At 66.4% G+C, this 25055-nt stretch carries 20 protein-coding genes and 1 tRNA gene; 9 read left to right on the forward strand and 12 right to left on the reverse strand.

Going from position 1 to position 25055, the window contains the following annotated elements; all coding sequences use genetic code 11:
* The first annotated feature begins 214 nt into the window (after positions 1-214).
* The 3 genes from QUW00_RS00460 (at position 215) to QUW00_RS00470 (ending at position 3301) form a co-directional block, all read left to right on the forward strand.
* The gene (locus QUW00_RS00460; protein ID WP_289612442.1) at positions 215-1285 is read left to right on the forward strand and encodes a LacI family DNA-binding transcriptional regulator; all 1071 of its coding nucleotides are present in this window, start codon (positions 215-217) and stop codon (positions 1283-1285) included.
* 57 nt (positions 1286-1342) lie between these two features.
* Positions 1343-2164 (forward strand): ATP-dependent sacrificial sulfur transferase LarE, encoded by an 822-nt coding sequence (gene larE / locus QUW00_RS00465; protein WP_289612443.1) that lies wholly within the window; start codon positions 1343-1345, stop codon positions 2162-2164.
* Positions 2165-2326: 162 nt separating this feature from the next.
* On the forward strand, positions 2327-3301 hold the full coding sequence (locus QUW00_RS00470) for a magnesium transporter CorA family protein (protein ID WP_289612444.1): 975 nt from the start codon (positions 2327-2329) through the stop codon (positions 3299-3301).
* Positions 3302-3996: 695 nt separating this feature from the next.
* Here QUW00_RS00470 and QUW00_RS00475 read toward each other — a convergent pair.
* Positions 3997-5181, reverse strand: a complete 1185-nt coding sequence (locus QUW00_RS00475; protein WP_289612445.1) for a M20 family metallopeptidase — start codon at positions 5179-5181, stop codon at positions 3997-3999.
* Positions 5182-5264: 83 nt separating this feature from the next.
* Complete coding sequence (locus QUW00_RS00480) at positions 5265-6704, reverse strand: YfcC family protein (RefSeq protein ID WP_289612446.1); 1440 nt, start codon at positions 6702-6704, stop codon at positions 5265-5267.
* A 248-nt stretch (positions 6705-6952) separates the two neighbouring features.
* On the opposite strand from QUW00_RS00480, the gene QUW00_RS00485 reads away from it, so the two are divergent.
* Positions 6953-7465, forward strand: coding sequence for a gamma carbonic anhydrase family protein (locus tag QUW00_RS00485; RefSeq protein WP_289612447.1), 513 nt, complete (start codon positions 6953-6955; stop codon positions 7463-7465).
* Between the two features lie 68 nt (positions 7466-7533).
* On the opposite strand, the gene QUW00_RS00490 is transcribed toward QUW00_RS00485, so the two are convergent.
* Both QUW00_RS00490 and QUW00_RS00495 read right to left on the reverse strand, forming a co-directional pair.
* A complete protein-coding gene (locus QUW00_RS00490) occupies positions 7534-8367 on the reverse strand; it encodes an MBL fold metallo-hydrolase (RefSeq protein WP_289612448.1) in 834 nt (277 codons plus the stop codon).
* A 461-nt stretch (positions 8368-8828) separates the two neighbouring features.
* Positions 8829-8905: transfer RNA gene (locus tag QUW00_RS00495), tRNA-Met, on the reverse strand.
* Between the two features lie 167 nt (positions 8906-9072).
* On the opposite strand from QUW00_RS00495, the gene QUW00_RS00500 reads away from it, so the two are divergent.
* On the forward strand, positions 9073-9849 hold the full coding sequence (locus tag QUW00_RS00500) for a type III pantothenate kinase (protein ID WP_289612449.1): 777 nt from the start codon (positions 9073-9075) through the stop codon (positions 9847-9849).
* Between the two features lie 57 nt (positions 9850-9906).
* Here QUW00_RS00500 and QUW00_RS00505 read toward each other — a convergent pair whose 3' ends face one another.
* From QUW00_RS00505 to QUW00_RS00520, 4 genes are all read right to left on the reverse strand, one after another.
* Positions 9907-10749, reverse strand: coding sequence for a biotin--[acetyl-CoA-carboxylase] ligase (locus QUW00_RS00505; RefSeq protein ID WP_289612450.1), 843 nt, complete (start codon positions 10747-10749; stop codon positions 9907-9909).
* On the reverse strand, positions 10749-12503 hold the full coding sequence (gene folP, locus QUW00_RS00510; RefSeq protein ID WP_289612451.1) for a dihydropteroate synthase: 1755 nt from the start codon (positions 12501-12503) through the stop codon (positions 10749-10751). The genes QUW00_RS00505 and folP overlap by 1 nt, the downstream gene beginning before the upstream one ends.
* A gap of 142 nt (positions 12504-12645) precedes the next feature.
* Complete coding sequence (locus QUW00_RS00515; protein WP_289612452.1) at positions 12646-13404, reverse strand: NAD-dependent protein deacylase; 759 nt, start codon at positions 13402-13404, stop codon at positions 12646-12648.
* Positions 13405-13493: 89 nt separating this feature from the next.
* Positions 13494-14705, reverse strand: coding sequence for a hypothetical protein (locus QUW00_RS00520; RefSeq protein WP_289612453.1), 1212 nt, complete (start codon positions 14703-14705; stop codon positions 13494-13496).
* A gap of 403 nt (positions 14706-15108) precedes the next feature.
* Here QUW00_RS00520 and QUW00_RS00525 point away from each other — a divergent pair, with 403 nt between their 5' ends.
* Entirely contained in the window at positions 15109-15921 is an 813-nt protein-coding gene (locus QUW00_RS00525; protein WP_289612454.1) for an exodeoxyribonuclease III, read from the forward strand.
* Between the two features lie 34 nt (positions 15922-15955).
* Here the strand turns inward: QUW00_RS00525 and QUW00_RS00530 are convergent, their stop codons facing one another.
* The 4 genes from QUW00_RS00530 to QUW00_RS00545 all read right to left on the reverse strand — a co-directional run bounded on the left by QUW00_RS00530 (position 15956) and on the right by QUW00_RS00545 (position 21159).
* A complete protein-coding gene (locus QUW00_RS00530; RefSeq protein ID WP_289612455.1) occupies positions 15956-17971 on the reverse strand; it encodes a cation:proton antiporter domain-containing protein in 2016 nt (671 codons plus the stop codon).
* A 155-nt stretch (positions 17972-18126) separates the two neighbouring features.
* Positions 18127-18873, reverse strand: a complete 747-nt coding sequence (locus tag QUW00_RS00535) for a DUF6580 family putative transport protein (RefSeq protein WP_289612456.1) — start codon at positions 18871-18873, stop codon at positions 18127-18129.
* Positions 18848-20287, reverse strand: coding sequence for an ABC transporter ATP-binding protein (locus QUW00_RS00540; RefSeq protein ID WP_289612457.1), 1440 nt, complete (start codon positions 20285-20287; stop codon positions 18848-18850). The genes QUW00_RS00535 and QUW00_RS00540 overlap by 26 nt, the downstream gene beginning before the upstream one ends.
* A complete protein-coding gene (locus QUW00_RS00545; RefSeq protein WP_289612458.1) occupies positions 20284-21159 on the reverse strand; it encodes an energy-coupling factor transporter transmembrane component T in 876 nt (291 codons plus the stop codon). Before QUW00_RS00545 ends, QUW00_RS00540 begins: the two co-directional genes overlap by 4 nt.
* 335 nt (positions 21160-21494) lie before the next feature.
* On the opposite strand from QUW00_RS00545, the gene glmU reads away from it, so the two are divergent.
* The 3 genes from glmU (at position 21495) to pth (ending at position 25027) form a co-directional block, all read left to right on the forward strand.
* A complete protein-coding gene (gene glmU, locus QUW00_RS00550; protein ID WP_289612459.1) occupies positions 21495-22892 on the forward strand; it encodes a bifunctional UDP-N-acetylglucosamine diphosphorylase/glucosamine-1-phosphate N-acetyltransferase GlmU in 1398 nt (465 codons plus the stop codon).
* Positions 22893-22939: 47 nt separating this feature from the next.
* Positions 22940-23926 carry a ribose-phosphate diphosphokinase gene (locus tag QUW00_RS00555; RefSeq protein ID WP_289612460.1) on the forward strand — a complete coding sequence of 329 codons (987 nt, stop codon included), beginning with the start codon at positions 22940-22942 and terminating at the stop codon, positions 23924-23926.
* 471 nt (positions 23927-24397) lie between these two features.
* Positions 24398-25027 carry an aminoacyl-tRNA hydrolase gene (gene pth / locus QUW00_RS00560; protein WP_289612461.1) on the forward strand — a complete coding sequence of 210 codons (630 nt, stop codon included), beginning with the start codon at positions 24398-24400 and terminating at the stop codon, positions 25025-25027.
* The last annotated feature ends 28 nt before the right edge of the window (positions 25028-25055 follow it).

Genomic DNA, 25055 nt, shown 5'->3' on the forward strand with positions numbered 1-25055 from the left:
TATATCCCCTCGTCTCGCCGTGAGCCGGCGTCAAATCGCATGTCGGGTGCTCATTGTACTGGAGTAGACCTCTTTCCCTTCCCTCTACTGGTATGCGTATTGAGATACCACATGATGTCCACACGACGGCGTTTGCGCCCGATCGATTGAAGCGCTCTAATTGACGCGTGCGGGGTGGTACAATCGTCGCCTGGAACCGATGGCAGGAGGATGTATGGCAAAGGTGACGATAGGCGACGTCGCCCGCGAGGCGGGCGTCGCGCTCGGAACCGTCTCGAACGCGCTCAACCATCCCGAGCGCGTCCGGCCCGAGACCCTCGCCATCGTCAACGACGCCATCCGCCGCCTGGGCTACGCGCCCAACCAGAGTGCCCGTCTGCTCGCGGGCGGCCACAGCAAGACCTTCGGCCTGGTGCTCCCCCAGCTCAACCACGGCCTGAGCCTGCAGATCGCAAGCGGCGCCAGCACCGAGGCGCAGCGCCAGGGATACAGCCTGCTCATCGCGACCGCCAACGGCGACGAGGCGCTCGAGTCGAGCTATACGCGCTACTTCGCCGGCACCCAAATGTCCGGCGTTCTGGTCCAAGCCTCGTCGGCCGACCTCACGCGCATCGCCCCCACGGCGTCGCGCGTCCCCCTCGCCGTGCTGGACGCGGTATGCGACGGCGCGGGGCACTACGTCTCGGTCGACTGCGCCGCCCAGGGATCCCTTATCGCCGAGCACGCCGTGTCGCTCGGCGCCACGCGCATCGCGGTCATCGGCAGGACCATGACCCCCCAGACGACGCGCCGCCTCGAGGGTATCCGTGCATACATGGAGCTCCATCCCGACGTGGCGCTCGATATCGTCGACCACGGCGAGATCACCCAGGCGCCTGACGGCTTCATGATCGGCCGGCACCTGGCGACCCAGCAGGGCGCGGCGCGACCCGACTTCATCATCGGCCTCACCGACGTACTCGCCTGCGGTGCCCTGGAGGGCGTGCGCGCCGCGGGACTTCGCGTCCCGGACGACATCGCCATTGCCGGCTGCGACGGCAACCCGCTCGCCTGGAGCTGCTCGGTGCCGCTGACGACGTGCTCGCCCACCGGCTACGAACTCGGGCGCCGCGGCGTCCGCAGCCTGATCGACCAGATCGAGGCGCGCCGCACGGGCACCGAGGATGCCTCCGAGAACCACCAGGAGCTCGTCCGTCCCTTTATGCTCACGCGTGCTAGCACCGTCGGGCGCACGACCATGCAGGCATCCGACGCCACCGGCCTCAATCTGGGTACGTTCCTGTAGGTGCGGCGCAGCGGGCGCCGCGGCTGCGGCGACGTATGCAGAAGGGAGGTCCCGCGCATGGACGAAAAGCTCGAGAAGCTCGAAAGTCTTCTTGCCTCGCTGGGACGCGTGGCCGTCGGGTTTTCCGGCGGCGTCGACAGCTCGTTTCTCGCCGCAGTCTGTGCCCGGGCAATCCCCGATCGCACCGTGCTCATCCATGTGGCGACCCCGTTTGTAAGCACGCCCGAGCGGATCTCGTTTGAGCGCGAGACGCGCCGATACGGCCTGCCGGTTGCCGTCGTCACCCTCGACCCGCTGGACGATCCCGCCATCGCTGCAAATCCGCCCGACCGCTGCTACCTATGCAAGCGCGCTGCCTTTACGCACCTGATTGAGGAAGCGTGCAGCCTCGGGTGCGATACCGTTGTCGAAGGCAGCAACGCCGACGACGCGGGCGATTATCGCCCCGGCATGCGCGCCCTGCGCGAACTGGGCGTGCGCTCGCCGCTCATGGAAACGGGTTGGACCAAGGCCGAAGAGCGCGAGCTGCTGCGCGCTTGGGGCCACCCGGTGTGGAACATGCCCGCAGGCGCCTGCCTGGCAACGCGCATCCCCACCGGTGAGCCGCTGTCCGCAGGCAAGCTCGAGCTTGTCCGCGCCTGCGAGGACACTCTGCATGAGCTCGGCCTCGCTCAGATCCGGTGCCGTCTTGTCGATGGCGCAATGCGGGTGGAGGCATCCGCGGATGACCTCGATGCGCTGGCCGGCTACGGCGCAACGCGGCACGTGGACGGCTCGGTGATGTTGCCCGACGCCGTGTTGCGCGCACTGCGCACCGCGGGCGCCGTGCGCGTCGAGCCCCTCGCCCGCCCGTATCGCCGCGGCAGCATGAACGGCTGACACCGCCAGCCCGCGGGCGCGGCGAAGCGGCCCGCAGGCTGTGGAGGGCAAGTAAGGAGTTCCTGATAATCGGACATCCGAAGCCAGTTCTCCAGCTGCATACGGTATCGTGGGCGAAGCTGGACAATCCCGCTCACACCCTCGAACGCGAAAGGGGGCACCATGGTCGAATGCTTCATGACCACGGAGGACGGCACCGCCACCAACAAAATCGAGACGCCGCAGCCCGGGTGCTGGATCAACGTCGTCAACCCTTCGCCCCAAGAGGCAACATGGCTCGAGCAGGAAGTCGGCATCGCGCCCGAGTTCGTGCGCTCCGCCCTCGACGAGGAAGAGACCTCGCATATCGACTACGACGAGGACGTCAACCAGACCCTCGTGATCGTGGACTATCCGAGCGCCGAGGACGTCGAGGACATGCAGGATCCCTCGATGCTGCAGTACACCACGCTGCCCATCTCCATCATCTTCCTGCGCAACCGCAGCATCATCGTCACCGTGAGCCTGCAGGAGAGCCCGATCGTGCAGGACATGACCAACGGGCGCGTGCGCCAGGTCAACACGCGCATGCGCACGCGCTTCTTGCTGCAGATGCTCCTGCGCATCTCGCAGAGCTATCTGGTGTGCCTGCGGCGCATCGACCGCCTGTCCACCAAGACCGAGCAGCGCCTCTACGGCTCCAAGCGCAACGAGGAGCTGCTGCAGATGCTCTCGCTCGAGAAATCGCTCGTCTATTTCTCCACGTCGCTCAAAAGCGCCGAGGTCACGCTCAATAAGATCATGCAAGGCCATATGATCACCCTCTACGAGGAGGATCAGGAACTCATGGATGACGTGATGATCGAGGTCCATCAGGCGCAGGAGATGTGCAACATCTACAACAACATCCTGTCGGGCACCATGGACGCCTACGCGAGCGTCATCTCCAACAACCTGAACATCGTCATGAAGGTGCTGACGGTCATCACGATCGTCATGGCGATCCCCAACATCGTCTTTGGCTTCTACGGCATGAACGTGCACTTGCCCTTCGAAGGCATACCGCTCATAGACAGCTGGATGTTCCCGACGCTACTCGCCGCCATCGCCTGCGCGATCGCCGCGTGGATCTTCAAGCGCATGGGGCTGTGGGGCTAGTCGCGCCTCTTGCGGCGACGCATTCGAGTCCTGCAGCCTGCGGGCCACTCCAAAAGAGGCGGTCCTGTGGACATGTCCGCAGCGACTCCCTTGTGGCCGCGCCTCCTTATGGGCACACGGGCGCTTACGCTCGCGAAAATGGTCACGAGCGAACGATTACTGACGATCTCGACTGCTCGGAAGCTTATGCACAGCGGCACAGTTCCGCCAGATGGGCACCCCGCCTCGCGGTGAAGCTGCAAAATGCACCCCGAGACACGTCAAACAGCGAATTCTGAGCCATCCCCGCGAACGACGGGCGGACGCCGACGTCCTCCAAGCGCGGCCGAGAGCCCTTTGGAGCAAATGTCTGCTCGAGCGACGATCAGTAATCGTTCGCTCGTGACCACCCGTCCGGAAATGAACGGATGACGCACGGCCAGCACGCGCAAAGGCTGCATAAAGCGCGTCTATTCGCCACATAGTCTGCATACCGGCTCGAGGCGGAGCACGATGGCCGTCCGCCCGGCACTCCATTGGCCCCGAAGGCTCCTCGCGCAGCCGTCCGACCCGCAGCTCGCGGCCCGCTCGCATTTGTCGAAAGCAGCCCCTCGGCAGAAAAGCGGGCTGGCAGGCCGCATGGCCTGCCAGCCCGCTTCACATCGCGCCATGGCGTCCTCGCCGCATGGGCGCGACTCGGGCAAACCGTGGCACAGCTAGGCGTTTGCCTTCTTGTTCTCGGCGAACTCGTCTTTTACCGCCTGCATGAGCGCGGGGTCGCAGATCAGATCGCAGGCCGCGCCGGCAAGCGTCTTGGCGCCGTAAATCACCGCGTTGTGCGCATCGTCGCTCTTGCCCGCATCTACGAACTCCTGCGAATGCGACGAGGTCCCCACGGGCACAAACGCCACGCGAATGCACGAGCCCGGAATCTCGTACATGACGTTGCCGAAGTCGGTCGACCCGGTCTTCTCGCGCGGGGCAGACAGGCGCGGCGCGCCCGCGAGCTCGGCGTTCTTCATGAGCAGCTCGTTGAGCTTGAGCACAGGGATCTTGTTGTAGAAGTCGTGCTTGAGCTCGATATCGTAGTCAACGCCCGCGATGAGCGCCGCGCCCTTGATGATGTCCTTGAAGCGCGCGACCACGCCCTCGAGGTTCTCCTTGGAAAACGAGCGCAGCGAGAAGACGCCCTCCGCCTCCGCCGGAACGACGTTGGACGGTCCGGGCAGCGCGCTCACGGTGTAGTGCATGCGCGTGTCGTCGGACACGTGCTCGCGTAGAAACTCGATGCCGTTGAACGCGACGAGCAGGGCATCAAAGGCGCTGCGCCCCTGATCGGGGGCAAGCGCGGCGTGGGCGCGATGGCCATGGAAGTGCACCTTGAACGTCTGGTCCGCCAGGCAGCGGACATCGGTACAGGTCGTCGGGGATCCGTGCATCATGAGCGCTACGTCCAACTCGTGGAAGCAGCCGTTCTTGATCATGGACGCCTTGGCACCTTGGGTCTCCTCGGCGGGCGTGCCGTACACCACGAGCTTGTAGGGCTGCGCAGGACCAGCGAGCGCGCGCTGGACGGCAAACGCCGCTCCCAGGATCGCCGGGCCCTGCATGTGGTGCCCGCAGCCATGGCCGAGGCCCACGAGGGCGTCGTACTCGCACAAAAAACCGATGGTCGGGCCGCCCTCGCCCACCGCATACTCCGCGCGAAACGACGTCTCGTAGCCGCCCACGCCGCGCTCGACCGCAAAGCCATGGGCCTCGAGCGCCGCGGTGAGCAGCGCCTGCGCGTCGTACTCCTTGCCGTCGTACTCGGGGTTGTCAAAGATGCGATCGGCCATGTCCGTAAGATCGGGGCGCAGATCGTCCACGTACGAGAACAGAGTTTCCTTATCGATTGCCATGATGAGCTCCTTTACATCCGGTCGGTGCGCAAAACGGCGGGCGGCCGCGAAACTCCTCCCGCGACCGCCCCGATCCGTGCGTCTTACATGTAGCCGATCGCCTGCGCGATACCCATCATCACGCAGCACGCGAGCATGATGATGAGGAAGAGCTTCCACATGAAGCTCATCCAGCGATCATACGGGATGTTGACCGCGCCGAGCATGCCCATGAGCGCCGTGGAGTGGGGCTGCACGTAGTTGGAGAAGCCGTCGGCGAAGTTGAACGCCAAAACGGTCGACTGACGGGTGAGGCCCAGCAGGTCGCCCAACGGAGCGGTGATGGGGATGATGGCCGACGCCATGCCGGAGCCGGACACGATGACGAAACTCACCAGCACGTTGGCGAGATACATGACCGGGCCGATCAGGAACGCCGGCGTGCCCGCCATAAGCGTTGCCATGGCGTGGATGACCGTGTCGACGATGTTGCCGGCGGTCATGATGTCGGAGATGGAGGTCGCAAGGCCGATGACCATCGCGGCGGACAGCATGCCCTTGCAGCCGGTCAAAAACTCGGAGGACATGGACGAAGGGGTCTCGCCGGACAGGAAGCCCTCGACGATGGCGAGCGCCAGGAAGACGGCCGCGAGCTCAGGCGTATCCCAGCCGAAGTTCACGCTGCCGATGACCATCGCCGCGAGCGCCACGACGAGCGCCAGGATGATGAGGGCCTTGCGCGCGTCCATGGGACCGAAGGAGTCGATGTCGAGGTTCTTGTACTCGTTGGTCTTATCGAGCTCGTACATGGGGCTCTTGGTGGGGTCCTTGCGGATCTTGTTGGCGTAGTGCACGAGGTACACGTTGACGATGACGAGGAACACCACCAGGTTGATGACGCGGAACGTCAGGCCCGAATACGGTGCCAGCTCGGCGATGCCCTGAGCGATGAGCGTCGTGGACGGGTTGAACGTACCGGTGGAGAAGCCGACCGAGCCACCCAGCAGGATGATGGCGACGCCCGTGATGGAGTCCAAGCCCATGGCCATCGAGATCATGACGAGGATCGGCGCGAACGCGATGAACTGGTTGACGCCCTGCGTGGTGCAGATGAGCGCGAACACCGTGGTCATGATGGGGATGAACAGGTACAGGCGGTTCTGGAACACCTTGGCGATGCGTGCGACGAGCGAATGCAGCGCGCCGGACTTGGTGATGAAGATGAAGGCGCCGCCCGAGAACATGATGAGCAGCATCAGGTCGATGCGGCTGCACATGGCGTTGACGATGTACAGCGGGATGAGCAGCGGGTTGACCGGCGTCTGCTCGACGTAGGTGAACTGCTCGGGGTCGACGACCATCTGGCCGCTCGCGTTCTCGTAACGAGCGTACTCGCCGGCCGGTACGATCCACGTGAGCGCCGTGACCGCCAAGATGATGATCATGATGATGACAAAGGTGTGCGGCACCTTGAACTTGTGCTTGGTGCCCTTGTCGCCCGAAGCCGCATGCGCGGTTGCGGGCGCAGCGTTGGCTGCAGCCATAAGTCCCTCCCCTTTCCATCGAGATGCCGTGCGTCGCTGCGACGGCATCCGTAGGCGCGCGAACGCGCCTCTTTATTATGTTAAAGTGCATTGTAGTACACTCTTTCTGCATTCGATAGCTTGGGTACCTAATTTGTTCAACAGGGCGTTGACTGTTAATAATCCCTGCTACACGCCTCAGTCTGAGGCGTACGCCGTCATTGATTGACCCCCGAAACCAACCCGTTATGCATAGTGGAGGCGCCGCCATGCAACTAGATATGACCCCCTCGCCCACCATCCACCCCACGGCCCGTATCGCCGAAGGCGCCGTGGTGCGCGGACGTGTGGCGCTCGGCGAAAACGTGAGCGTCTGGTACAACGCGGTCCTGCGCGGCGATGTCGACGCCATCGAGGTAGGCAACGACACCAACATCCAGGATGGCTGCATCGTGCACGAGGACTTCGGGTACCCGGCGCGCATCGGACGCCGGGTAACCGTGGGACACGGCGCGATTCTTCACGGCTGCACGATCGGCGACGACACGTTGATCGGTATGGGAGCCATCGTGCTCAACGGCGCGCACATCGGTGCAGAATGCATCGTGGGCGCCGGCGCGCTCGTGACGCAAGGGACCGTCGTGCCCGACGGATCGGTCGTGTTGGGAAGCCCCGCGCGCATCGTGAGGCAGGTCACAACGGAAGAGCTCGAGCACAATAGGGCCAACGCGCAACTCTATGTGGACGAGGCACGCTCGCAGCTGCCGGCATCAGGCGCGTAGGAAGATCGGCCCGGCATCCTCGAAACCATATCGGCCCCGCAGGTATCGGCCGCCCCGTCGGTGCGCCGCTACACGATGACGACGCTGCCGGTATGCAGGTATTGGATCCGGTCGCCCAACGCATCGCGAAGCAGGCTGAAGGTCTCGAGGCCCGTGCAGTGGCAGGTGAAGTAGCGCGCCCGTCGCGTGGCAAGTTCGCGTGCCAGGTCGCACACGACCTGCTCGGACTCGACATCGCCCGCCGAGGGGCTCGTCGTATGGAAGCCGCCTACGACCGCATCGAGCGGGGCGCCCGCCAGCCGTTCCGCGGTGTCCATGATGTTCAGGATTCCGGCGTGCGAGCAGCCCGACACCAAGATATGCCGGTCGCCCTCGCTCACCAGCAGGCCCTGCTCATGAGCAAAGGAGTCGGGCGCAAGCGCGCCGTCACGCTCCTCCAGCAGGCGCCCGTTGCCCGCAGGCTGCGGATGCGGACGCTCCGTCGTGGAAAACAGCAGCAGGCCCTGGTCGAGCGCCCAGGTGCCCTCGACGGTTATGATGCGCTCCTCGTCGGCCAGCGTCTGATCGAGGCTGATGTCGCGATGCTGCTCGGCTGTGCCGGAAACATGCCGGTCAAACGCGTGCGCGTGGACGTATACGGGCGCCTCGTCGCGCACGCCGCGCGTCATGTCCAGGTAGGCGCGCAGGCCGCCGCCGTGGTCATCGTGACCGTGCGAGATGATCGCCGCATCGGCCGAAACGACATTCACGCCGAGCGCGCGGGCGTTGGCGATAAAGCTGGCGTCGGGCCCCATATCAAATAGAATGCGCGATCCGGCGGCCTCGAGAAACAGGCTCAGGCCGTGCTTGGCGATAAGCCGGCTCGAGGGCGTCGAGTTTTCAAGAAGCACCGTGATCTTCATGGCTGCCAACCGCCTTTCATGCGCGCACAACTCGACACGATTGTACTCGGGAGGGCGCACGGGGCCGCACGAGGGGGACGATCGGGGCGGATGCGCCGGATTTTCCGGTCCGTGCCGCATCACATTCGCGAAGCGAGTGCTTCGATTGCGAATCGATGAGTATGTCGCCTTGTCTAGACAGCAAAACCCCAGGTAGCTAAATTGCTACTTGGGGCGTATACAAAGGGTTTGCAAAACAAAGCACTCACTTCGTGACGTACAGGTGATTCGCTGCCGCACGATCGCCCTCACCTTGCCTATTCGGAAGAGCATCCTGCCGTACTGAGCATGCCAAACACGAGATACAAAAAAGCTCGGATGAACCGAGCTTTGACAATCAAAGGAGGGCTAATTAGGGGGACGCTCAGCCGGATGGGTAGCTACATAAAAATACCTGCGTTTCCGCAGGTATTTGAGTTACTTGGTCGCGGGGGCAGGATTTGAACCTACGACCTCCGGGTTATGAGCCCGGCGAGCTACCAGACTGCTCCACCCCGCAATGTCTGGATGCGCCTTTGCGCAAGAAGACATATTACGAACCGACGGCTGCGATTGCAAGACCGGCGTGAGCTATGCGCATGATTCCACATTTGAGACACAATCGACAGGCCGCCGGGGTGTTTACAATGAAGGGCAGCTGTTCCGACACCATACAGGGGGCCCGACATGATCCTCGCCGTGGATATGGGAAACACGCAGACCGCCCTCGGCCTGTTTGATGGCGCCGAGCTCGTCCGCTCGTGGCGCATGCCCACCGACTGCACGTTCACCAAAGACGAAATCAACGTACGCCTGCAGGGCTACTTCCGCATGTACGGACTCGACCTCTCCTGCGTGGACGCCATCGTCTTCGCCGGCGTGGTCCCGCAGCTCACACGCGAGTGGAACGGCGTGGCCGACCAGCTCCAAGCCGAGCTCGTGATCGTCGGGCGCGATACGGCGGATGTCACTCCCGTTCGCGCGCAGAATCCCGCCGAGGTCGGCGCGGACCGCATCGCCAACGCGGTCGCTGCCGCCACGTTCTACGGTTCCCCGTCCATCGTGGTCGATTTCGGCACTGCCACCAACATCGATGTCGTCGATGCCGAGGGCTACTACATCGGCGGCGCCATCGCGCCGGGTATCCGCATCTCCATGGACGCGCTCATCGCTCGCGCCGCGCGCCTTGCCAGCGTGCCGCTCGAGGCGCCGGCGCACGCCATCGGCCGCAACACGGTGGAAGCGGTCCAAAACGGCATGGTCACGGGAACCGCCGCCATGGCCGAGGGCTTGGTCGCCCGTATCAAAGCCGAGCTGCAGGACCCCGACGCGCGCGTGATCGCCACGGGCGGCCTCGCGGGCATCGTGGCGGAAGCGACCGATGTCTTCGATGTGATCGACGGGCAGCTCACCCTGCGCGGCATCAACGAGATCTACCGCCGGCTCCAGCACAACGCGCAGTAGCGGACGGCACGCGCGGGAAAAAAGTGCCTGTCCCCATTTTCCCCGTTTCCCGAGGAGCTACAGGTCGCGCAGGCTCACGGCCTCCGACGGATAGGCCTGCTCGCCGGCGGGCGTCATGACGCAGGCGCGTCCCCACATGTCCAGACCCGCGAACACGCCGGTGTTCATCACCTGCCCCGTGGGCGACAGCACCGCCACCTGATGGCCGAGCATGGGCACCATGTCGAAATACTCCGCAAGAATCGGCGCCAAGGGTCCTGCCGCCGCCGATCCGGCGCGCACGGCCTCGGCCCACGCGTCCACGCGGGCGATGACGGCGTCGCGCAGGCGCTCGGCCAGCGCAGGCAGGCCGGGCACGTCGGCATCCAGCAGCTCCTCGAGCGAGATGGGGCCCAACGCCTGCGGCGACATCGCGTCAGCCGCAACATGCTTCTCCACCTGCACGGGCTGCACGTTGACGCCCATGCCGACCGCCGCGAACGGCCCCTCGGCGCTGGAGCGCGCCTCCACGAGGATGCCCACGAGCTTGCGGTCGAACGCACCGTCCCGCGCGTCGATGCGCGCCACGATGTCGTTGGGCCACTTGATGCCCACGTGCCCGGCAAGCCCGAGCTCGTGCAGGGCATCCATGACGCCCATGGCGCACACCGCGGGCAGGGCGATCATGTTCTGCATGGGAACGCCGGGGCGGAGCACCACCGATAGATACAGGCTTCCCGTCGGCGAGGCCCACGCATGCCCGCGACGGCCGCGGCCCGCGGTCTGTCGGCCGGCGCTGATCGCCCAGCCGTGCGCAGCCCCTTCGCGCGCGGCATCGATCGCCGCATCGTTGGTCGATCCGACCTCCGGCACAAAGCGCACGGAATCAAGCGCGCCGGCGCTCATCGCCATGTCCTCCATTACAGCGCCCCCAGCTCTCGGGTCACATGTCCGACACGGTCCTCCGGCTCGCGCACGTCGACGCCCTCGTAGCGGAGGAAGCGCGCCGGGTCGTGCATGAGGTCCTCGAGCGGAACGAGCACGAAGTCGCGCTCGCCCAGCTTGGGATGGGGCAGGCGCAGCTTGTCGCCGCCGTGCACCTCGCCATCCATCCACAAAAGATCGCAGTCGAGCGTGCGCGGCCCGTTGGGACGGGCGCTCTTGGTGCGATTGCGGCCGAGCTTGCCCTCGATCTTCATGAGCTCATCGAGCAGGATGAGCGGGGCGAGCTCGGTGCGGATCTCGATCACCGCGTTGGCGAAGGGCTCCTGGCGCTCCTCGTAGGCCGGCTCGCTCTCGTAGATGCGCGAGCAGTTGGACACGCAGGTGAGGGGAATCTCGGCGATCAGGTCCTTGGCCGCGCGGATGTTGTCCATGCGGCGGCCGAGGTTGGAGCCGAGTGCCACGAAGGCGCGGCGCGGCTGCGGGCGCGCGACGGCCCAGTACGCATTGAGGAACTGGGCGAACCCGGCGACATCGTGCACGCGCACCACGTTGGCGCCGGCCTGAATGGCGCCCAGGCACACACCGAACGTCGCCGCGTCGCGATCGGGCGCCTCCTCCACGCCGGAGATGGCGCCGACAAAGCGCTTGCGCGACACCGCGCACATGAGCGGATAGCCCAGCGAGGCCATCTTGGCGGTCTCGCGCTGGATGACGATGTCCTCGTTCGCCGTCTTGCCGAAACCGGCACCCGGGTCGATGCAGATACGCTCGCGCGCGACACCCGCGTGCATGAGGGCACGCGCCTGGTCGGAAAGGAACCCCATGACGCGGCGCATGATGGGGGCGGAATCGGGCAGGGTGAAGCGGCGCAGCTGCGAGGTGCTCACATAGGCTTCCTCGCGCTTGGCCGAGCGCGCCATGATGGCGGCCAGGTTGTCCTGCTGGGTGAGCTCCACCGTGCCCTCGGAGGCCGCATCCGCGGCCGGCGCCTCGGTGCGCGCGTCCTCGGACAGGTCCGCGTCGACCTTCGCGGCGTCGGTATCCTCGTCCTTCGTCGCGCGGGGCTCGGACCCCGCCGCAGCCGAGCCGGTCGGCAGGTCGCCAAACGGCAGCTGGGGCTGGATCAGCCCGCCACCCAGACGCAGCGCGCCCTGAGCACGGCCCCGGCGCTTTGTGCCCGCAGCGCTCTCGGCGGCCGCCGCGGCAGCCGCGCGGGCCTTCTCGGCCACGAACGCCGCGGCGGAGGTATCGAGCTGCACGGCCTTGTGTGCGCGCGCAGGCTCGGTGAGCTCACCTGCGTGCACGACGATGACGCCGCACGTACTGTTCTTCACGAACTCGACCATCTTGGGATCGGTGAAGCCCGTCACGTCGTTGACGATCGAGGCACCCACGCGGACCGCCGCCTTGGCCACCTCGACATGGCGCGTGTCGATCGACACGATGGCGCCGCGCTGAGCGAGCGCGCGGATGACCGGAAGCACGCGCTTGGCCTCCTCGTCGGGCGTGACCGGGGTGAACCCGGGGCGCGTCGACTCGCCGCCCACGTCGATGATGTCGGCGCCGGCGTCGAGCATGGCTACGCCGTGCGCGACCGCCGCATCGACATCCAGGTGCTCACCGCCGTCGCTGAACGAATCGGGCGTCACGTTGAGCACGCCCATGATGCGCGGGCGGTCAAATTTGAGCTCGAACTTCCCGCAGCGCCAGGTTTTGGATTCGTGAGCCATGGGGATCCTTTCGCTGAGCCGACGACGTGCAAGTCCATCTATTGTATCCACTCGTGCACGACCTCACCCACCCGTCACGCGACGGGGACAAAAAGACAAGAGTCCGCGCGACGGGCCTGGGCGGCCAGATGCAGCGCGCGGCTCAGAACCGGAACGCCTCGGCGATGTCGCAGGAGATGAGCACGTCGGCATGGGCATCCTGGGGCGTCGGGTCGCGGTTGATGATGACCAGGCGCTCCCCGGTGAAGTACTGCGTCAGGCCGGCAGCGGGGAACACGACGAGCGACGTGCCGCCGATGATGAGCACGTCGGCGCTCGCGATATCCTCGACCGCACCGGCGATCACGCTTTCGCTGAGCGGCTCCTCGTACAGCACCACGTCGGGTTTGATGGCGCCACCGCACACGGGGCACACCGGAACGCCGCGCTCGTCCTCGTGCTCGCGCGCGCAGATCCACGCCGCGTCGTAGACGGCTCCGCAGGACTGGCAGATGTTGCGGTGAACCGATCCGTGCAGCTCCCATACGCGCTGGGAGCCGGCCATCTGGTGAAGGCCGTCGATGTTCTGCGTGACCACCGAGAGCAGCGAGCCTGCGCGCTCGAGCTCGGCGAGCTTGATGTGCGCCTGGTTGGGGCGCGCGGAGGGCGCGATCATCTTCTTGCGATAGAACTCGAAGAACTCCGCCGGGTGGCTGCGGTAGAAGCTGTGCGAGAGCATGACCTCGGGCGGATAGTCGAACTGCTGGCGGTACAAACCGTCCTCGCTGCGGAAGTCGGGGATGCCGCTGGCGGTCGACACGCCTGCGCCGCCGAAGAAGACGACGCGCTTATGGTTTGCGAACAGCTCGGACAGCACACGGGACGCCTCGTGCGGTTCGGTGATGGGCGATGATGCGGCCATATCTGCTCCTTTCCTGCCCTGCATATGCGAGCGCGGCCGCATCGGCGACCGCGCTTCATGTCTGCAAGCGAAGATGCTTGGTGTTGAATCTATCGACGGCGATGCTTGCCGAACAGCCCCGCGGACCCCTCGTCGTCCAAGTCGTCGAGGGTATCGCGGCCGGCGCCGAAATCGACCCACTCGATCTCGGCGACCTCGGCGTCGGGTGCGGGGGGCTGGTCTGCGGCCTCCTGCTCATCGTCGGCGCCGTCAGCCTGCGTACCGGCCGGCTCGTCCGCGTCCTCAGGCTCCGCATCGACCTCGGACGTCTCGGCGTCGCCAGCATCTTCGTCGGGCTCGTCGAGCTCAAGGGCATCGAGTGCGTCTTCGGGCTCGGCGTCCTCCCAGGCAAACGAGGTGATGGGACCCAGGTCGACGGCGTCGTCGGCCTCGATCTCGACGGCCGCGGTACGGGCCGGGGCGTCATCGACAGCGTTGTCATCGTCGGCAACGCCCTCGGAATCGGAAGCGGCGTCCTCGGTAGGCGCGTCCTCTTCAGCGCGCGGCATCGCGGTGCGCGCGACCTTGGGCAGCGGCGTGGACCCCACATCGCCGCGGGGGCTCGGCTCGGGCGCCGGCTGGAAGGGCGGCTCGTCCTCATCGGCGGCATCCGCAGGCTCGTCGCTCGCAGCGTCGGCATCGTCCGCAGCGTCGTCGGCATCCGTGGTCTCATCGAAGTCCCGATCGGCAAGCTCGCCGGTATCGGCAGCGCCCTCGTCATCCGCCTCGTCATCCGCGGCGTCCGCCTCGTCGGCCTTCTCGTCGTCGGCGCCCGCAGCGGAAGCTGCCGTGCGCGCACCTGCGGTCGAGGACCCCAGCACCTCGGGCTTGACGACGAAGACGCCGATGCCGGCGCTCACCAGGGCGAGGACACCGAAGAACAGGTTGAGGCCGCCCACGATACCGCCGCCGAAGGCGCTGTCGGGGTACCCGAAGTTGCCGCTGGCCATGCCTGCGAGAACACCGATCACCATGACGATGGCGGCGATGCAGAAGCTTATGATCTTGGAGGGGTCGTACGTCGCGCGCATGCCCAACAGGCCCGCGGCGAGCGCAAGCACGAACATGACGAGCGCGTAGACGATGGTCACCACGGTTCCCATCTGCTCGCGCTCGAAGAACACCGCGCCCAGCACGGCGTAATTGGCCCCCGCGACCGCGAGGTAGATGAGGCTCGCCACCAACAGGATGCCCGAGGCCACTTTCAGAAGCGTGAGGCATCCGTCCGACCAACGGTTCTGGCCACCTTCTCTATCCGGCATGCTATCTGTCCTTTTCCCATGCAGTGGCGCCATCGGGCAGTCCAGCCGCGCGCCGCAACGAAACCATTTCGCAAGCCCTCATATTATACGAGGTCGAGCGGTCCTTAGGCACGCGATTCAGCCCGGATGTGCAGCGGAAACAGCATGTGGACAGCTTGAGCGACACCCCCCTGTTTTCCTGCAGGTTCTTTAGCGAGCCGGCGCATGCGCCCGCACTGTTGCACAACAGGATGTCCGCCTTGCCCGCTCCGGCGCCCCATCGGCTCAACCGCATGTTGAATACCGGGCGAATCGCCGGTGCAAAAAAGACCGCTCGAATGTACTACCATGGGTGGACGCGCCCCCGCCGTCAGGCGGCTTGCGGCGCGCACGATCGACCACCGCACGCGACCGAGGAGCTGCCATGGGCGCCACCCGCACGTACACATTCGCATCCTGGAACGTCAACGGCCTGCGCGCCGTCCTCAAGAAGGACCCGAGCTTCATCGAGATCGCCCGCGAGCTCGACGCCGACATCCTTGCGCTGCAGGAGACCAAGCTGCAGGAGGGCCAGGTCGAACTCGATCTTCCCGGCTACCACCAGACCTGGAGCTACGCTGCGCGCAAGGGCTACTCGGGCACCGCGGTGTTCTCGCGCGAGGAGCCGCTGTCGGTGCGGCGCGCGGACAGCCTGCTGCCCTACGCCGAGGGCGACCTGGTCGCCGCGGCGATCGACGAGGGCCGCGTGTGCGCGCTGGAGTTTGACAGCTTCTGGTTCGTGGACGTCTACACGCCCAACGCCCAGGACGGGCTGGCGCGCATCGACGTGCGCATGGCGTGGGACGACGCCTACCGCGCGTTTCTGCGCGGCCTTGAGGACGAGACCGGCAAGCCGGTCGTCACCTGCGGAGACTTCAACGTGGCCCACGAGGAGATCGACCTCAAGAACCCCAAGAGCAACCGCGGCAACGCCGGCTTCTCAGATGAGGAGCGCGGCAAGTTCGGCGAGCTGCTCGCGGCGGGTTACACCGACACGTTCCGCCTGCTGCACCCCGACGAGACAGGCGCCTACAGCTGGTGGAGCTACCGCTTCAACGCACGCAAGAACAACGCCGGCTGGCGCATCGACTACTTCCTGGTGAGCGACGCGATCGCCGACCGGGTGCGCGCGGCCGGCATACGCAGCGACATCTTCGGATCGGACCACTGCCCGGTCGAGCTCGCCATCGAGCTGTAAGACCCGCGGGACCCGCCGCAAACGGCGGCGCGCCTTAGGCCGAAGCGCCGCCCAGCAGCGCCTCGGCCGCCTCGAGCTGCTCGGCCGTGCCCATCAGGCCCACCGTGTCACCCGGCAGCAAAACCGTCGTCGCATCCAAGAACACCTCGAGCTCGCCCGCGCGACGCAGCGCGACGGCGCTCGCCCCGGTGCGGGCGCGCAGGTCGAGCCCGGCCAGGCTGCAGCCTGCCATGGGGCAGCCCTCCCCCACCGTGATCCAGTGGAGCTCAAGCTCGGACAGGGAGGCGACCAGGTGCTCGAAGGCGCGCTGACGCTCTGCGCGGCCGTCGTCGCCCAAGGCCTCGTAGCCGCTCGCGCGCAGGTCGTCGGCATAGTTTTGAATCTGTCGCGGACGGTAGCCCAGGTCGAGCAGGGTATGGCGCATAAGCTCGATACCGCCCTCGAGCTCGGGGCGGACCAAGTCGTCCACGCCCGCGTCCACGAGGGCGCAGACCCCGTCCTGGCTGTCGGCGCGCGCGACGATGCGCAGCCGCGGGGCCACCTCGCGCGCCTCGCGGGCGATCATCTCGGCGGCACCCTCCGCCGCCAGCGCGATGACGAGCACGCGGGCGCACTCCAGGTGCGCGTGGGCCAAGATCTCGGAGTTCGCCGCGTCGCCCACCAGCACGGGCAGGCCAGCGGCCTCCGCCTCCTCGGCGGCGGGCAGGTCGCGTTCCACCACCAGGCACGGCACGTCAAGATCCTTGAGCACCTCAGCGACGTAGGTGCCCGCGTGTCCGTAGCCAACCACGACCACGTGGCCGTCGAGTCCCTCGCGAGGCGGCTCGATCGTGCGCGTCCGCCGCTCGTACAGGCGCACGAGACCGCCTGCGCGCTCCATGCGGGAGCACAGCGGGTCGACCAGCTTGAAGACGAACGAGTTAAGGGCGATGGACACGACCGCGCCACCCAGGATGAGGCTGTACTGGTCGGCGGTGAGCACGCCGAGCGCCATGCCGGTCTGGCCGATGATGAAGGAGAACTCGCCGATCTGCGACAGGCCGGCGGCGATGGTGAGCGACGTGCGCACGCCCGCCGAGAACAGGGCGCCGAGCGCCATGTTGATGATCCACTTCCCCAGCATGATGAGCAGGACGAGGGCCACGAGCTCACCGAGATGGTCTGTCAGGGTCGCCGGGTTCACCATCATGCCGACGCTGGCGAAGAAGATGATTGAGAACAGGTCCTGGAACGGAATCGCCTCGGCGGCGACCCGGTGCGAGAGCTTGGACGTGCCCACGACCACGCCGGCCAGAAACGCTCCGAGCGCGAAGGACAGGTCGAACAGCACCGAGGCCGCCAGCGCGGTGCCGAGCGCCGTGACGACCACGGCGAGCTGGAAGAGCTCGCGCGGGCAGAAGCGGGCGATCCGCGCGAGCAGGCGCGGGAGCACACGGGACCCCACCGCGAGCATGAGGGCGACGAAGGCGACGGTCTTGAGCAGAGCGATCGCGAGCTCGGACACCACCTGGGACGCGCTCGTCTCGCCCGGACCGAACACCACCGGCAGCACCACCAGGATGACGACCGTGGCGAGGTCCTCGACGATGAGCCATCCGGTGGCGATGCGTCCGCCGCGGCTCTGGTACAAGCCGGCGTCGGTGAGGTTCTTGATCAGCACGACCGTCGAGGCGATGCTGACCGACAGGCCGAGCATGACGCCCGCGGCGCTCTCCCAGCCAAACGCCTGCGCGAGCGCGTAGCCGGCGAGCGTGCCGAGGGCGATCTGCAGGATGGCGCCGGGCACGGCGATGCCCTTGACCTCGAGCAGGTCCTTGAACGAGAAATGCAGGCCCGTGCCGAACATCATGAACATGACGCCGACCTCGGCGAGCTGGTTCATGGCGTGGGAGTCCCCCGAGAAGCCCGGGGTAAAGGGCCCCACGACCAGGCCGCCGACCAGGTAGCCGACGATGGGCGGGAGCCGCAGGGCGCGCGCCACCATGCCGCCGGCGAACGCGGCGACCAGGGCGAGGACAAATGTCATGAGCAGGATGGTGTCTCCGTGCATGGCACCTCCGGAATCGATTGAAAGAGCAGCTAAAGCCTACCGTACCCGAGCGGCTTTGTCTCTAGTCCCCGACCGCGCAACTCGACAAAAGCTGACGCGGCGGGACGGGACGGCAACGGGAGCGCCGCGCTCCGCGCTGCCCGGGGCGCGGCGGCTCAGCGCAGATCGTACTTGCGGACGACGCGCGCGATGCGGCGCGTCCAAGGCGCGTAGAGCGGGGCCAGGAACACGCAGGTCGCAAACGCGTGCATGAGGTCGAACGGCAAGGCCGACAGCACGCGCGCAACGGCTCCCGCCCAGGTGAGCGGCTGTACGAAGCCGATGATGTCGTATGCGTTGATAACCGCGCCGTACACGATGGCAGAGCCGATGCCGGCGGCGATGAGCGCGCCCATGCGCGCCGAGCCGTCCGCCCGCGTAAACGCGCCGGCGTCGGCCGCGACGCCTCCCAGGTACCCGACGAGGCCCCACGCATACATCTGCCAGGGCGTCCACATCCCCTGGCCCAGCATGAAGTTGCTCGTGAGCGCCGCCAGCGCCCCGACCATGAACCCGTTTTGCCGGCCCAAGGTGGCGCCGGCGATGATCGCGATAGCGGACACCGGCTTGAAGTCGGCGACGGGCGCAAACAGCAGGCGCCCCGCCGCGGCCGCGGCCGCCAGCACGAGCGTGGGCATGATCTGGCGCAGCGCCGGTCTGTCCGCCTCGTAGCGCATGAAAAACAGCACGATGACCGCAGCCACCACGCCGAGCATCAGGATCGCCGACGAGACCGCCCGCACCGCGAGGCACGCCCCCATGACGAGCGGCACGACGGCGAGCAGCGCGGCCTCAATGGCCGCCGCGTGGCGCGCGCGCCCGCGGGAACGCCCGTCTTTAGGGGCGGTAGTACACGTTGCCACGGAAGAACTCCTCGCTCGTATCGGTGCAGGCAAGCTGTCCGTCAAACATCATGGACACGTCGTCGGCCACCTGGGCGACGAAATCGAGGTCATGCGTGGCCATCACCGCCGTGGCGCCCCGATCGCGCAGGCCGGCAAGCACGCGGGCCACCTCGGCGCGCGCCGCCTGGTCAAGGCCTTTGGTGGGCTCGTCGAGCAGCAGCAGATCGGGCTTGGCCAGCAACAGCTTGCCCAAGGCGAGCAGCTGTTGCTGTCCGCCCGACAGGTCGTACGGATGGCGCGCGACGCACGCGCCGAGCCCCAGGCGCTCCAACATGGCCCGGGCTTCCTTTTTCCCATAGCCGAGCCGCCCGGACCACGCCATGAGCTCCTCACCTGCGCTCTCCTGCGTGAACAGCGCGCGCGGATCCTGCGGCAGCAGTACCGTTACCGCCGCGTCCGTCCGCACCGAGCCCCGCTGGAGGCGCAGCGCGCCGCCGAGCGCCGACAGGAGCGTCGACTTGCCGCAGCCATTGCCGCCGACCAGGGCGTGGATTCGCCCGCGCCTCGCCACCATGTCAAGGCCGCGCAAGATCCAGTCGTCGTCGCGCCCGTAGCGCAACCACACGCGCGACGCCGTAAGCGTCTCGCCCGTCGGCGCGTCGGCAGGGGCGGGATCGGATGCGAGGGGCAGGGCCGGATGGGCGCGCAGCTCGTCCATGTCCTCCACGGGCTCGAGCCGCCCTGCGGCCAGCCGATAGGCGCACGTCGCATAGTCCACCATGGCATGCGGGCGATGCGTGGCGACCACCACGGTGCACCCCAACTCGCGGTTCACGCGGAACAGCGCATGGAGGAAGTTCTTCTCGGCGATGGGGTCGAGCTGCGCGGTCGGTTCGTCGAGCAGCAGGATGTCCGGCTGCATGACGAGCGTCGAGGCGAGCGCCAGCAGCTGCTTGCGCCCACCGGAGAGCGTGTCGGTCTCGCGGCGGAACCAGTCGTCGATGCCGAAGAAGTAGCTGGTCTCCGCGATCAGCCGACGCATCTCGCCGGGCGGCGTACCCAGGTTCTCCAAACCGAAGGCCATCTCGTGCCACACGCTCTCGCACACGATCTGGTTGTCGGGATTCTGAAAGACGAAGCCCACCGTGCGCGCGGACTGCGCATCATCGAGCTTCTCGACCGGGTGGCCGTGCACGGCCACGCTGCCCGAGCGCTCGCCCGCGGGCGCGATCTGAGGCTTGATCAGCGACAGCAAAGTCGACTTCCCCGATCCGGTATCGCCTACGAGCAGGCAGAACGCCCCCCGCTCGAGCTCGAGCGAGACGTCGCGCAAGACCGGCTCGTCCGAGCCGGGATACGCAAAGGAGAGGTTCTTGATCGACAGGGCGCACGAAGGCGGCGCGGTCCTGTCCGCAACGCGGTCGCCCGTCATCTGAACCTCCTCTCCTCGCGCACGTGAAGTGCCGCCGGCATGAGCATCCAAGCAGCATAGGGCGCATAGCCCCACCATGCAACCAGCTCGCTCATGGTCGGATAGAACGCATACTGCGCCGTCGCGCTCCACGCGAGGACGCCCAGAATGACGCCCGCGGAGATAAGCCCCGTCAGCGCCAGGGCGTCCGATGGGCAAAAACGATAGCGCGTATAGGTCGTGCGCCGCGCTGCCCCCCACCCGCGCGCCCGCATGGCGTCGGCGGTTTCGAGGGAATCCTCCATCCCCCAGTCCATGAGGGTGGTCGTCAGCTGCAGACGGTCGCGCAAGGCATCGCTCGCGCGCAGGGCGCGAGCATTGACCGTCTGAGCGGTCGCGATCTGGCGACCGCGGCGCACGAAGCGCGGAATGAGACGCATGGTCATCGAGACCATGAGCGCCACCACGGGCGATGCGTTGCCCGCGAGCGCCATGACCTTATCGAAGGGGCACAGCCGCGTCCCGGCGGAAAACCACAGGGCCGCCGCCACGAACAAGCCGCCCATGGCGCAGCCGAACGCCAGGCTCTCCAGATAGACCGCGCGGGTGCCAATACGGAACAGCTCCGTCGAACCCGATGCGGAGAACAGCGGGTTCACGAGCGCCACGAGGGCGACGAACGGCAGCTGCCAGCGCAGACCGTGCAGGGTTTCGCGCACGCCGTGAGCGCAGCATCCGTACGCCAGGCCGCCCGCAAGCGACAGGGCGATGAGCGCCGGCTGCATGGCGGCCATGGTGAGGACGAGCGTTATCACCAAGTAGCAGGCGGGAACCGACGGATGCATGGCGGAAAACGCCGTATGCGCAGCGCGCGAAACGCACCTTTGGCTCATCGCCCACCTCCTTGGCACCTCATCATCCCACAGCTTCGCCGATCCGGCGGGACACGCCAGTCCCGGCAAGGGAGACGCGCCGTCGCGTTGGAGCGCGGACGATGCGCTTCGTACGCCCAGCGCTATGGCAACGCAGCGCGTCCCCGCATCGGGCACCGCGCCCGTCGCCAAACGTCCCCTTTGTCCCATTGTTGCGCACCGGCGCACGCGGTTTGCGCGTGGTTTGTATTTGATGAAAACCGCATATCGCACAAGCTGCGGTATCATCGGTGTATGTGCGCCGCGGACCGCAGATTCGCCCGCACGACCTGCACCACAACCGGGAAGGCTCTCCGATGGATGTCACCGCAATCATCATGGCTGCCGGCGAAGGCACGCGCATGAAGTCCAACCATGCCAAGGTCTCGCATAAGATTCTCGGCAAGCCGATGATCTGCTGGGTCACCGACGCCGCACTCTCCGCGGGCGTCAACCGCGTCATCGTGGTCGTCGGCAGCCACGCCGACGAGGTCCGCGACCTGCTTTCGGCCACCTACGACGGCGAGGACGCCGCGCGCATCGAATGCGTCGAGCAGACCGAGCGCCTGGGTACGGCCCACGCCGTGCGCGTCGCGCTCGAGGCCACCGGCATCGACGCCGGTCCCGTGGTGGTCCTGAACGGTGACCTCCCCCTCATCCAGGCCGACACGATCCGCACCTTCGCGGCGACCGTCGCCGACGGCACCCATGCGGCAGCAGTGCTTACCATGACGCCGCCCGATCCCTTCGGCTACGGCCGCATCGAGCTTGACGAGTCCGGCTCCGTCGCGCGCATCGTCGAGCAGAAGGACTGCACGCCCGAGCAGGCGGCGTCCCTACTCGAGTGCAACGCCGGCTGCTACGCCTTTGACGGCGCGCTGCTCGCCGCCCATATCGGCGACGTCACCAACGACAACGCGCAGGGCGAGTACTACCTGCCCGATATGCTCGAGATCCTCAAGGCGGCCGGGCACGCCAACACCATCTACCACTGCGAGGACTACCGCGACGGCTTGGGCGTCAACAGCCGCGCCCAGCTCGCCGAGCTCACCGCCATCGCGCGCGACCGCATCAATGCGCGCCTCATGGCCGAGGGCGTCACCTTCATCGACCCCGCGCAGGCCTGGATCGGACCGGACGCCACCGTCGGCCGCGACACGGTCGTGTGGCCGCAGACCCACCTGATCGGCCACAGCGCCGTGGGCGAGGACTGCCAGATCGGGCCCAACACCCGCCTGACCGACACGCGCGTGGGTGACGGCTGCTCGCTCGACGAGACCGTGGCCATCGAGGCCGTCGTCGAAAACGGCGTTACGTGCGGACCGCGCTGCTACCTGCGCCCCGGCACGCACCTGCTCGACGGCGCGCACGTGGGCACGCACGTGGAGATCAAGAAGTCCACAATCGGCGAGGGGTCCAAGGTCCCCCACCTCTCCTATATTGGCGACACGCAGATGGGCGCCGGCGTCAACATCGGCGCGGGCTCCATCACCTGCAACTACGACGGCAAGAACAAGCACGCGACCACGATCGGCGACCGTACGTTCATCGGTTCCGACACCATGATGGTCGCCCCCGTGCACATCGGCTCCGACGCGATCACCGGAGCCGGCGGCACGATCACCAAGGATGTTCCTGACGGAGCGCTCGCCCTCGAGCGTTCCGAGCAGCGCATCATAGAGGGCTACACCGAGCGCAGGCGCGCCCGTCTGTAGCCGTTCGGGAAGGGCATGGGAGTCCAAGAGCTAAGGAGAATCGGCAAATGCCAGCACAGGACCACAAATTGACCCAGCAGATGTTCAAGACGCTGCGCCTGTATTCGGGCTCATGCAACCGACCGCTCGCGCAGAAGATCGCAGACATCCTGGATGTCGAGCTCTCGGGTCTCGCTCTCGAGAAGTTTGCGAACGGCGAGATCTACGCTCGCTTTGACGAGTCGGTCCGCGGCGCCGACGTCTTCTTGGTTCAGTCCATCGCCGGACCCAACGTCAACGACATGCTCATGGAGCTGCTCGTGGCCACCGATGCCGCCAAGCGCGCCTCCGCCCGCACCATCACCGCGGTCATCACGCACTACGCCTACGCGCGCCAGGACCGCAAGGCCGCACCGCGCGAGCCCATCACCGCACGCCTCGTCGCCAACCTGCTCGAGCGCGCGGGCGTCGACCGCATCATCACCCTTGACCTGCACCAGGGCCAGATTCAGGGCTTCTTCGACATCCCGGTGAACCATCTGTCCGCCCTCCCGCTGTTCGGCGACTACTACAACGCCAAGGGCTTCGACACCGAGAAGCTCGTCGTCGTGTCCCCCGACGTCGGCCGCGCAAAGGCCGCCAAGAAGCTTTCCGACATGCTCGGCTGCGACCTTGCCATCGCTCACAAGGGCCGTCCGCGTCACAACGCCGCCGAGGTCATGGGCATCATTGGCAACATCGAGGGCAAGACCTGCATCATCAACGACGACATGATCGACACCGCGGGCACCCTGTGCGCCAACGTGCGCGAGCTCAAGAAGCTCGGCGCCGGCGACATCTATGTCTGCGCCACGCACGGCATCTTCTCCGGCCCGGCCATCGAGCGCCTGAACGAGGCGCCGATCGTCGAGTGCGTCGTCTCCGACTCCATCCCCGTCGAGGTCGGCGGCAAGATCAAGACCATCACCGTCGCCGATGAGTTCGCCGACGCCATCGAGGCCGTCTACGTTGAGCAGTCCGTTTCCAAGCTCGTGGGCGGCGACTTCGCGCTGTAGGGCAGCACACGCCGACACAACGCCACTAGGGCAGGGGCTCGCGGCATTCGCCGCGAGCCCCTGTTTTTGCTGCGGGCGCGCACGAGTTGCAGCATGCGCGCCGCTGTCCTTGCTCGAACGCTCAGATGGGGCGCACAGGCTCCCGTCCAGACGCCTCCGAGCGCGCCGTCACGTATCCCCGTACCCATCTTGGACAATTTGTTCAGATATGAAGGTTGCAGGGGGCTTACTCAAGAGATAGTCGTTTATAACGCAATACATCAGTTTATCAGTCAACAGCAGCGCGGCGGTCGCTTCTGGCGGCAACGCCCCGATACGGCAAGAACAGCTGAATCCTAGGGCGCCCGGCGGCTCCGAGACCTTCATATCTGAACAAATTGTCCACCTTAAGGTGAAGCGCCCTCAAAATTGACAATCCGGCGCACCCTCGTCACCATGTTGGACGTCAAAACGCACGCGAAAGGAGACCGCATGGCAGCGGCTCAGCCCAAGAAGATCCGCATGGTCGCCGGCCTGGGCAACCCCGGCGACGAATACGCGCGCACAAGGCACAACGCCGGCTTCTGCGCCGTCGACGCGCTGGCGCGCCAGGCAAACGTCACGTATTGGAAAAACCAGTCGGGTGCCGAGGTGGCAAGCATCCAGGTCAACGATGCGGACGCCGAGGGCGGCAAACGCGAGGTCCTGCTCGTCAAGCCGCAGTCCTATATGAACACCAGCGGCGGTCCTATCTCCAAGCTGTGCGCCGCGCATAAGATTTCCCCGGAAGAGCTGCTCGTCATCCACGACGAGCTCGACATCCCCGCAGGCGACGTGCGCGTCAAGGTCGGCGGTGGACACGCCGGCCACAACGGCCTTCGCTCCATCATCGACAAACTCGGAAGCCGCGATTTCAGCCGTATCCGCGTCGGAATCGGCGATCCCCCGGGACGCATGGCCGTAGCCGACTTCGTGCTCAAGCAGCTGCGGGCCCGCGAGGCGGAGGAATTCGACGACACGGCCTTCCGCGCCGCCGAGGCAGCTGCGCTTGCCCTCACCCGCGGCGTCATCTTTGCCCGCGATCACGTGAACGGCAGCGCCGCCAGCAACGGCAAGCACTAAGCACAGTACAGCATGACACGGACAGGAA

Source organism: Collinsella tanakaei (assembly GCF_030373545.1).
Classification (GTDB): domain Bacteria; phylum Actinomycetota; class Coriobacteriia; order Coriobacteriales; family Coriobacteriaceae; genus Collinsella; species Collinsella tanakaei_C.